The 9,174-nt window shown below is 59.4% G+C and carries 9 protein-coding genes; 5 read left to right on the top strand and 4 right to left on the bottom strand.

Features of this window, described 5'->3' with window-relative positions:
- The coding region (locus tag ACIQY3_RS04320; RefSeq protein WP_403017596.1) for an ATP-binding cassette domain-containing protein at positions 1-1,052 on the top strand (1,052 nt) is incomplete at its 5' end.
- A 261-nt stretch (positions 1,053-1,313) separates the two neighbouring features.
- Positions 1,314-2,501, top strand: a complete 1,188-nt coding sequence (locus ACIQY3_RS04315; protein WP_403017594.1) for an MFS transporter — start codon at positions 1,314-1,316, stop codon at positions 2,499-2,501.
- Positions 2,502-2,627: 126 nt separating this feature from the next.
- Here the strand turns inward: ACIQY3_RS04315 and ACIQY3_RS04310 are convergent, their stop codons facing one another.
- Positions 2,628-3,665 carry an alpha/beta hydrolase family protein gene (locus ACIQY3_RS04310; RefSeq protein ID WP_403017592.1) on the bottom strand — a complete coding sequence of 346 codons (1,038 nt, stop codon included), beginning with the start codon at positions 3,663-3,665 and terminating at the stop codon, positions 2,628-2,630.
- A gap of 263 nt (positions 3,666-3,928) precedes the next feature.
- Positions 3,929-4,540 carry an FMN-dependent NADH-azoreductase gene (locus ACIQY3_RS04305; RefSeq protein WP_403017590.1) on the bottom strand — a complete coding sequence of 204 codons (612 nt, stop codon included), beginning with the start codon at positions 4,538-4,540 and terminating at the stop codon, positions 3,929-3,931.
- A gap of 130 nt (positions 4,541-4,670) precedes the next feature.
- Here ACIQY3_RS04305 and ACIQY3_RS04300 point away from each other — a divergent pair, with 130 nt between their 5' ends.
- The gene (locus ACIQY3_RS04300) at positions 4,671-5,579 is read left to right on the top strand and encodes a LysR substrate-binding domain-containing protein (protein WP_403017588.1); all 909 of its coding nucleotides are present in this window, start codon (positions 4,671-4,673) and stop codon (positions 5,577-5,579) included.
- Positions 5,576-5,935 carry an MmcQ/YjbR family DNA-binding protein gene (locus tag ACIQY3_RS04295; protein ID WP_403017586.1) on the top strand — a complete coding sequence of 120 codons (360 nt, stop codon included), beginning with the start codon at positions 5,576-5,578 and terminating at the stop codon, positions 5,933-5,935. Before ACIQY3_RS04300 ends, ACIQY3_RS04295 begins: the two co-directional genes overlap by 4 nt.
- Here ACIQY3_RS04295 and ACIQY3_RS04290 read toward each other — a convergent pair.
- Entirely contained in the window at positions 5,932-6,360 is a 429-nt protein-coding gene (locus ACIQY3_RS04290; RefSeq protein WP_403017582.1) for a DUF1294 domain-containing protein, read from the bottom strand. The two genes, ACIQY3_RS04295 and ACIQY3_RS04290, sit on opposite strands and share 4 nt — an antisense overlap.
- Positions 6,357-7,187: an undecaprenyl-diphosphate phosphatase gene (locus ACIQY3_RS04285; protein ID WP_403017580.1), complete on the bottom strand. Its 831-nt coding sequence runs from the start codon at positions 7,185-7,187 to the stop codon at positions 6,357-6,359. The genes ACIQY3_RS04290 and ACIQY3_RS04285 overlap by 4 nt, the downstream gene beginning before the upstream one ends.
- A gap of 291 nt (positions 7,188-7,478) precedes the next feature.
- On the opposite strand from ACIQY3_RS04285, the gene ACIQY3_RS04280 reads away from it, so the two are divergent.
- On the top strand, positions 7,479-9,113 hold the full coding sequence (locus ACIQY3_RS04280) for a methyl-accepting chemotaxis protein (protein WP_403017578.1): 1,635 nt from the start codon (positions 7,479-7,481) through the stop codon (positions 9,111-9,113).
- Positions 9,114-9,174: the final 61 nt, after the last annotated feature.

Here is a 9,174-nt window from a genome sequence, read left to right as displayed (position 1 = left end):
CCGCCCCGACCACCCCCTGGGACAACACCCCCCCCCGCTGGCTGGAAAACATCCTGACCCAGCGCTCCAGCCTGATGAGTATCAACTCTCACGACCGTCACTTCCTGAACAGCGTGTGCACCCACATGGCTGACCTGGATTACGGCGAGTTGCGCCTGTTCCCGGGCAACTACGACGAGTACATGACCGTGGCGACCCAGTCCCGCGAGCAACTGCTGTCGGACAACGCCAAGAAGAAAGCCCAGATTTCGGAACTGCAATCGTTCGTCAGCCGCTTCTCGGCTAACGCCTCGAAAGCCAAGCAGGCCACGTCCCGCGCCAAGGCGATCGACAAGATCCAACTGGCCGAGGTCAAGCCTTCGAGCCGTGTGAGCCCGTTCATCCGTTTCGAACAAACCAAGAAGCTGCACCGTCAGGCGGTCATCGTCGATCAAATGGCCAAAGGCTTCGACGGCAAAACGCTGTTCAAGGACTTCAGCTTTGTGGTTGAAGCCGGCGAGCGCGTGGCGATCATCGGCCCGAACGGTATCGGTAAAACCACCCTGCTGCGCACCCTAGTCAACGAACTGACCCCGGATGCCGGTACTGTGAAATGGACCGACGCCGCGGAACTGGGCTACTACGCCCAGGACCACGCGCACGACTTCGAAGACGACTGCAACCTGTTCGACTGGATGGGCCAATGGACCCAGGGCGGCGAGCAAATCGTTCGCGGCACCCTCGGCCGGATGCTGTTCTCCAACGACGAGATCCTCAAGTCGGTCAAGGTCATCTCCGGTGGTGAGCAAGGTCGCATGCTCTTCGGCAAGCTGATCCTGCAAAAGCCGAACGTGTTGATCATGGACGAACCGACCAACCACTTGGACATGGAATCTATCGAGGCGCTGAACCTGGCGCTGGAGAACTACCCGGGCACGCTGATCTTCGTCAGCCACGACCGTGAGTTCGTATCGTCGTTGGCCACCCGTATTATCGAACTCAGCCCTAGCGGCGTGATCGACTTCAGCGGTACTTATGATGATTACCTGCGTAGCCAGGGCGTTGTGTTTTAAGTAGCGGTTGAAAATGAAAAGCCCTGTCCTGGTGACGGGGCTTTTTGCATTTCAGGGCCAGGGAATGTTTTGGTGCTGAAACCTTCGCGAGCAAGCCCGCTCCCACAGAGAATGCATTTCAAATGTGGGAGCGGGCTTGCTCGCGAAGAGGCCGGCAATAACACCGAAAAATTCGAAACCGAATATAGTTAGCCTGCTTCCTTTTATTCCCCGCCCACGCCATGATGCAGGTCTCCCACCGCCGCCCGCGAACGAGCCCTCATGTCAGTGCAGCAACTGCCCCCGCAAAGCTCCATGGCGATCACCCTGCAGATCGTCTCCATCGTTTTCTATACCTTTATTGCCTTCCTCTGCATCGGCCTGCCAATCGCGGTGATACCGGGGTATGTCCATGAACAATTGGGTTTCAGCGCGATCATTGCGGGGCTGACCATCGGGTGTCAGTACCTGGCCACCCTGCTCAGCCGCCCGATGGCCGGGCGTATGTCGGACAGTGTCGGCACCAAGCGGGCGATTGTTTACGGCTTGTCGGGGATTGTCTTGAGCGGGCTTTTGACCTTGCTGTCGACGTTGCTGCAAAGCTTTCCATTGCTAAGCCTGGTGATCCTGATCGCCGGCCGACTGCTGCTGGGGATTGCCCAAGGTTTGATTGGCGTCGGCACCATCAGTTGGTGCATGGGTCAGGTCGGCGCCGAGCACACGGCGCGTTCGATTTCCTGGAACGGGATCGCGTCCTACGGCGCCATCGCCATTGGCGCGCCGCTGGGCGTGGTGATGGTCGCCGAGTACGGCTTTGAAAGCCTGGGGATTGTGCTGTCGGTGTTGGCGATGGGAGCGCTGGTGTTGATTCGCAACAAACCGTCGGTGCCGGTGATTCGCGGTGAACGCCTGCCGTTCTGGAACGTGTTCGGGCGCATTGCCCCGTTTGGCGCGAGCCTGAGCCTGGCGTCCATCGGCTACGGCACGCTGACCACTTTTATTACCTTGTATTACCTCAATCGCGGCTGGACCGGCGCGGCGTATTGCCTGACGGTGTTCGGCGTGTGTTTCATTTTGTCGCGGCTGCTGTTCATTTCCGCGATCAGCCGTTTCGGTGGTTTCACCTCGGCGATTGCCTGCATGACCATCGAGACCGTGGGCCTGGTGCTGCTATGGCTGGCACCGTCCACCGGTTACGCGTTGATCGGCGCCGGACTGACGGGGTTTGGCCTGTCGCTGGTGTATCCGGCGCTGGGGGTCGAGGCGATCAAGCAGGTGCCCAACTCCAGTCGCGGTGCGGGGCTGAGTGCTTACGCGGTGTTTTTTGACCTGGCGCTGGCGATTGCCGGACCGCTGATGGGCGCGGTGGCGTTGAACCTGGGGTATTCGTGGATTTTCTTCAGTGCGGCGTTGTTGTCGGTGACGGGGCTTGGTTTGACGCTCCTGCTGAAACGCCGCGCAATCGCCTGACAACCACGATCCACTGTGGGAGCGGGCTTGCTCGCGAAGGCGTCAGGTCAGTCGATGCAATGTTGACTGACACACCGCTTTCGCGAGCAAGCCCGCGCCCACAGGGGCTATTCGGTGGTGATTAGATTATTGATCCGCCGTCTGCATCCCCGCCCGGCTCGGCTTGCCCAGGGCATGGGAGAAGAACCGCCCGGCTTCGGAGATCAGGTTGCGGTGGATGTCTTCGCGATCCACCCCGTCCGCATCGGTGCACAGCGCCGGCATGGCGATGATCTGTTCTTCATTGCACGGCGCCATGAACACGAAGTGCCCTGCCCCGGCCAATAATTTGAAGTCCGGCGCGATTGGCAGTTTGCGCGCCAGCGCTGCGGCGTTTTTGTCGAACGCCACCAGTTTGTCGCCATCGCCGCTGTACAGCAGCACCGGTACATGCACGTCGGCCAAAGTGTGGCGGCCGAACTTGAGGCTCAGCGGCGCCATCAGCAGCAAGGCATGGACTCGCGGGTCGGCCACTGGCTGCAAGTCGTCACGATCAACAATCAGTTCGCCCTGGGTGTTGCAGGCGTCGCGGTCGTCCGGGCGTTCCTGGCAATAACGGCGCAGGCGATCCAGGTCAGGCGTGGCGCCGGACAGGATCAACGCGGTTTCGCCACCCGCCGAATAGCCAATCACGCCGACCTGGTCGGCATTGACGAAAGGCGCCAGCATCGCATCGCCCAGTGTCGCGGTAATCGCTTCGGAAATTTGCAGTGGGCGGCCGTACAGATTGCTCAGGGTGCCGAGACGGCTGTGATCCTTGGAGTTGTCGCCGGGATGGATCACCGCAACCACTACAAACCCCTTGCGGGCCAGCGAGGTGGCGAGGTCGTGCAGGGCCAGCGGCGTGCCGACGTTACCGTGGGACAGCATCAGCATCGGGAAACGCCCGATAGCGACGCGGGCGTCTTCACTGGCTTCGACGGTGTAACCCTCGAGTTTGCTGGTCTGATCTTTATCGCTGGACGGATAAAAGGCGATGGCGCGCATCGGCTGCAAATCCAGCGGATCGAGGAACGTCATCTCGTGATAACCGACGCCCCAGTGGGGATGCAGGCCAGGCGCAGCGTGCACTGAAATCAGGCTGCTGAGCAGGCATATCAGTAACGTTGCACAAAGACGCACCATGGGATGCCCCACCTTTGTTACTTGACTGAAAAGCCCGTAGTGCTCCGGTTGGCGGAGAACGCGGCCTTGTGCCAGTGTTTGTGGCCATCAAGGTCATTGCGCGACGGGGACGTTAACCCTCGACTGCATAACCTGGGCCAGAACATAAAAAACCATCAAAAACAAAAAAACTCTGTAACTGATCATTACCATGATCAGAATACAGAGTTTTTCGGGTATTGCCTGAGCCGTTTAGTATTTTTTACGCAAGCCTTACACAGGCCTTATGCCGCAGCGAACAGTTGCTCGCTGATTTGCGTGTGAGCATCGCTCAGGGCTTTGGTACGGACTTCGTTACCGTAAGCCAGGCCATGGGCGCGAACAAACTCAATATCAGTGATGCCCAGGAAACCGAACAGCAGTTTCAAATAGTCTTCGTGAGCAATACCGGTCGCTTGACCGGCATGCAGGCCGCCAGCAGTCGAAACGATCACCAGTTTCTTGCCACCGCACAGGCCTTCAGGGCCGGCTTCGGTGTAGCGGAAGGTCTGACCGGCAACGGCGATGCGATCGATCCAGGCCTTGAGTTGGGTTGGAATGGTGAAGTTGTACATCGGCGCGGCAATCACGATGGCATCAGCGGCGATGAATTCGGCCAGGGTCGAAGCGCTCAGCTCGGCTTCGTGCTGTTGTGCGGCGTTGCGCAGTTCAGCGCTGGTGCCGGCAGCGACCAGAGTCGTGGCGGAGAAATGGCTGATAGCATCAGCGGCCAGGTCACGGTAAGTCACGACGGCCGAAGCGTCAGCGGCTTGCCAGGCTTTGACCACGTCGCCACTCAGCTGACGGGAAGCCGAGTTGTCACCCAAAATGCTCGAATCGATATGCAACAGTTTCATAAAGGATCTCCAGATGAGGATCGCCACTCGGGCGATCTGATGGGGAGGAGCCTACAGATGAATCTAATAGCTGATTAGCCCGCAACAATGCGATAGTTCGTCTCACTGATAGAACAATCGAGTTCACGCCATGCAAGACCTGAATGATCTCTACTATTTCGCCAAGGTGGTCGAAGCCGGTGGTTTCGCCGCGGCCGGACGCTTGCTGGGGATTCCCAAGTCGCGACTGTCACGGCGCATTGCCGAGCTGGAAGAACGCCTGGGCGCGCGTCTGCTGCAACGCACCACCCGGCAACTGAAGCTGACTGCCGTGGGCGAACGTTATTTGCGCCACTGCCAGGCGATGCTGCTGGAAGCGGAGATGGCTGACGAAGCGGTGGCCAGCATGTCCAGCGAACCTCGGGGACGGCTGCGGGTGTCCTGCCCTGTGGGTCTGGCCCATCAGATATTGCCGAAGGTCATCAGCGTTTTCCTGGAGAAGTACCCGCAGGTCCAATTGGAGGTTTTACTGATCAACCGCCGGGTTGATTTGGTGACCGAAGGCGTCGATGTCGCGTTACGCGTACGCGAACCGGGGGATGAAGACCCGTTACTGGTCACCCGGCGCCTGCGTCAGGCACAGACTCTGATGGTTGCCAGTCCCGCCTTCCTGCACGGCCGGGAGATCAACCACCCGGAAGACCTCAAGGGCTTGCCAGTACTCGGCGCACTGGAGCCGGACCGCATGGTGCATATCCGTATGATCGATCAACAGGGCAAAAGCCGCGACCTGGCGCTGGAAGCACGTCTGGGCATCGACGACTTTATAGTGCGCCGGGCCTGCGCCCTCTCCGGCCTGGGCTTTACAGTGCTGCCAATGATGTACTGCGAACAGGAAATCGAGGACGGTTCACTGATCCAGTTGTTGCCTGACTGGTCATTGCCTGGCGGCTGGCTGCAAGCGGTCTACCCTCATCGGCGCGGAGTCATGCCGGCGGTGCGCGCCTGGATCGACCATTTGATCGAATCATTCAATGCCTGTGGGGACCGTTTGATATGAAGGCTGGACGCATGAGCGAAGCGGATGTCGCACAGTTTTGCCTGGAGCTGCCCGGTGCGCGGGAAGACTACAAATGGGGCGGTGTGCGGGTGTTTTCGATTGCCGGCAACAAGATGTTTGCGCTGCAGAACCTGCGGGGCGATTCCCTGGCGTTCAAGGTCGACAAGGATTTGTTTCTCGGTCATTGCGACCGTCCGGGCATTCACCCGGCGCCATACCTGGCCCGGGCGCAATGGATCATCATGCAGGTGCCCTACCCGCTGGGCGCCGAGGAACTGAAAGCCTTGTTGCAACGTTCCCACCAACTGGTGGTGAGCAAGTTGCCCAAGCGTACCCAGGTCGGGCTGTTGCTCTAGAACAACGCGAACAAGTGCGCGCCAAGGAACAATTGGTCGATCCAGAACACTTGGTGCAGCAGTACGATGAGCCAGAACACCAGTTGAAACGAGACTTTGCGGGTCTTGTGCCGGAACACTTGCTGGGCCAACAACGCGCCCGGCCAGCCACCGGCCAGTTCCACCGCGTGCAAAACGTTTTCCGGAGTGCGCCAGGTGTCGGCGCGGGCCTTGCGCTTGTCGCTCCAGTAAAGGAAAAACGCGATCAGGCTGACCACGCCGTAAGCGGCCAGCGGAATCACTGAAACCCCGCGCAGCCACAACGCCAGCGAGCCATACAGCGGCAGCGCGCAGAGCACAGCGAACACCAATAGCTTCAGGCGAGGATGCTGGACCTGCCCCCCGGACGGACGTCCGGGGTTATTCCGCGCGCTGGAATCACTCATGGCTTGGCAGCGGCCCAATCAACCCAACCGAATTGCCAGGTCGCCAGGATCACCAGGCCGAACGCGATGCGATACCAGGCAAATGCCGCGTAGCTGTGGCTGGCAATGAACTTGAGCAACGCCTTGACCGCAATCATCGCGAAGATAAACGCGGTGATGAAACCCACGGCAAATACTGGAAAGTCTGCCGGCACGAACAGGTGACGGTACTTGAACCCCGAGTACACCGCCGCCGCGACCATGGTCGGCATGGCCAGGAAGAACGAGAACTCGGTTGCGGTCTTGCGCGACAACCCGAACAGCAGGCCACCGATGATGGTCGAGCCGGAACGCGAGGTCCCCGGAATCATCGCCAGGCACTGGGCGAAGCCGACTTTCAGCGCGTCCTTCCAGGTGATCTCGTCGACCGTTTCGGCATGCACTTCATGCTGGCGCTTCTCGGCCCACAACATGATGATCCCGCCCACGACCAGCGCTGCCGCCACCGTGATCGGGTTGAACAGGTAGTGATGAATCAAGTCGGAAAAGATCACCCCCAACACCACCGCCGGCATAAAGGCGATCAGCAGGTTCGCCGTGAAGCGACGTGCGCTCGGCTGAGTCTTTAAGCCGGTCACCACGTCGAGGATCTTGCGGCGAAACTCCCACACCACCGCCAGAATCGCACCCAACTGGATAATGATGTTGAACGCGATCGCCCGCTCACCACCGAAGTCGAGCAAGTCCGCGACGATAATCTGGTGTCCGGTACTCGAAATGGGCAAAAACTCCGTCAGCCCTTCTACAACCCCAAGAATCAGTGCCTGAAAGGCGGTCCAAAGATCCATCAATCCCCCAAAGGCAGTGCGCCAAGGCCTGCCCCGTTAATATTTTTGATACGTTCACTGCGCTGAGCGTAGCTGATGACTTGCGCGCACAGGATCCACACGAAACGGTAAAAATTCCGTGAAAAATCAACTTGGATTCAGGTTTTTCCGTGCGAGGCCGAAATCCTATCAGAGATGCCTGATTAACGCCGCTGCGTAATTGGACTTGCGTCGCATGGTTCCGGCCGGCAAAGCGTGGTTGGATGCTGGCGGTCGTTTATGACAAGAATAAGAATCTGGAGTGACAGCGTTATGAACAGCTTGCGCAGTGTGTCGATCAGCCGACGCTTGTGGCTCATCTTGATCGTGGCCATCGTGATGTTATTGACCTTGGGCATGCTGATGCTCAAACAGATCCACGATGACCTGTACCACGCCAAGGCGCAGAAAACCCAGCATGTGGTGCAGACCGCCAGTGGCATTCTGAACTACTACCATGACCTGGAAACCGCCGGCACCCTCACCCGCGAGGCCGCGCAGAAACAGGCCATGACTGCGGTTCGCGGCTTGCGCTATGACCAGAACGACTACTTCTGGATCAACGACCTCACGCCGGTGATGATCATGCACCCGGCGAATCCGAAACTCGAAGGCCAGAACCTGTCGGCGATCCGCGACCCGGACGGTTTTGCGCTGTTCAACGAAATGGTGGTCATCGCCAAGGCCAAGGGCGCCGGCATGGTCGATTACCGTTGGCCGAAACCGGGCGCCAGTGCACCGGTGGAAAAAACCTCCTACGTCAAACTGTTCGAGCCTTGGGGCTGGATCATCGGCTCCGGCGTGTACATCGATGACATGCAGGCCGAGTTCTATGGCCAGGTGTGGAAAGCGTCCTTCATTGGTCTGGCGATTGCGCTGCTCATGGCGCTGCTGGTGATCATGATTGCCCGCAGCATCGTGCGGCCGTTGCAGGAAACCGTGAACGCCATGGCCAACATTGCCAGCGGCGAAAGTGATTTGACCCGCAGCCTCGATACCCACGGCCAGGACGAAGTCACCCAACTGGCGCGGCACTTCAATGCCTTTACCGCCAAGCTGCGGTTGGTGATCAGCCAATTGCAGGTGTCCGCCAGTGCGCTCGGCCAATCGTCCACCGACCTCGGGAACGACGCGGTGCAGGCCCAGCAACGCAGTCAGCAGCAGTCCCAGCAAATGGAACTGGTGGCGACCGCGATCAATGAAGTGACCTACGGCGTGCAGGATGTGGCCAAGAACGCCGAGCACGCGGCCAGCGAAATGCGTGATGCCGAGTCCCAGGCCCAGCAAGGCCAGGTCAACATTGATGGCAGCTTGCAGCAAATCGACAAACTCTCCGGGACCATTGACCAAGCGGTCGAAGTGATCCGCACCCTGGCCGCCGAAAGCACCCAGATTGGCAGCGTGTTGGAGGTGATCCGCTCGATTGCCGAACAAACCAACCTGCTGGCCCTCAACGCGGCCATTGAAGCGGCCCGGGCCGGCGAGCAAGGTCGCGGGTTTGCGGTGGTCGCCGATGAGGTGCGATTGCTCGCGCAGCGAACCCAGAAGTCCACGGCGGAAATCCAGGCAATGATCGAACGCCTGCAAAACCATTCCGAAGCGGCGGTCAAGGTGATCGGCGACAGCAGCCGGGCGTCGCAACTGACCATCGAACAGGCCGGCCTCGCCGGTGCCAGCCTCAGCGCCATCGGTCAGGCCTTGCGCAACCTCAACGGGCTGAACGCCTCGATTGCCAGCGCGACCTTGCAACAAGCCCACGTGGTGGAAGACATCAACCAGAACGTGACCCAGGCTGCCGGGTTGTCCCACAGCACGGCATTGGCGGCAGAGCAGTCGAGCCTGGCCAGTGTTCACCTCAAGGAATTGAGCGAGCAGTTAAACGGGTTGCTCAAGCAATTCCGCGTTTAAGCCAAAACATCATCCCTGTGGGAGCGGGCTTGCTCGCGAAAGCGGTGTGTCATTCAGCATT

It is taken from the genome of Pseudomonas sp. NPDC096950, assembly GCF_044762525.1.
Taxonomy (GTDB): domain Bacteria; phylum Pseudomonadota; class Gammaproteobacteria; order Pseudomonadales; family Pseudomonadaceae; genus Aquipseudomonas.
Note: the sequence above shows the minus strand (reverse complement) of the source record. Positions and strands in the feature narration are given on the sequence as shown.

What these genes read in the sequence shown, in the direction of transcription:
- ACIQY3_RS04315 (WP_403017594.1), top strand. Translation starts at nt 1,314, where the DNA reads ATGTCAGTGCAGCAACTGCCCCCGCAAAGCTCCATGGCGATCACCCTG.
- ACIQY3_RS04300 (WP_403017588.1), top strand. Translation starts at nt 4,671, where the DNA reads ATGCAAGACCTGAATGATCTCTACTATTTCGCCAAGGTGGTCGAAGCC.
- ACIQY3_RS04310 (WP_403017592.1), bottom strand. Translation starts at nt 3,665, where the DNA reads ATGGTGCGTCTTTGTGCAACGTTACTGATATGCCTGCTCAGCAGCCTG.
- ACIQY3_RS04295 (WP_403017586.1), top strand. Translation starts at nt 5,576, where the DNA reads ATGAAGGCTGGACGCATGAGCGAAGCGGATGTCGCACAGTTTTGCCTG.
- ACIQY3_RS04290 (WP_403017582.1), bottom strand. Translation starts at nt 6,360, where the DNA reads ATGAGTGATTCCAGCGCGCGGAATAACCCCGGACGTCCGTCCGGGGGG.
- ACIQY3_RS04285 (WP_403017580.1), bottom strand. Translation starts at nt 7,187, where the DNA reads ATGGATCTTTGGACCGCCTTTCAGGCACTGATTCTTGGGGTTGTAGAA.
- ACIQY3_RS04280 (WP_403017578.1), top strand. Translation starts at nt 7,479, where the DNA reads ATGAACAGCTTGCGCAGTGTGTCGATCAGCCGACGCTTGTGGCTCATC.
- ACIQY3_RS04305 (WP_403017590.1), bottom strand. Translation starts at nt 4,540, where the DNA reads ATGAAACTGTTGCATATCGATTCGAGCATTTTGGGTGACAACTCGGCT.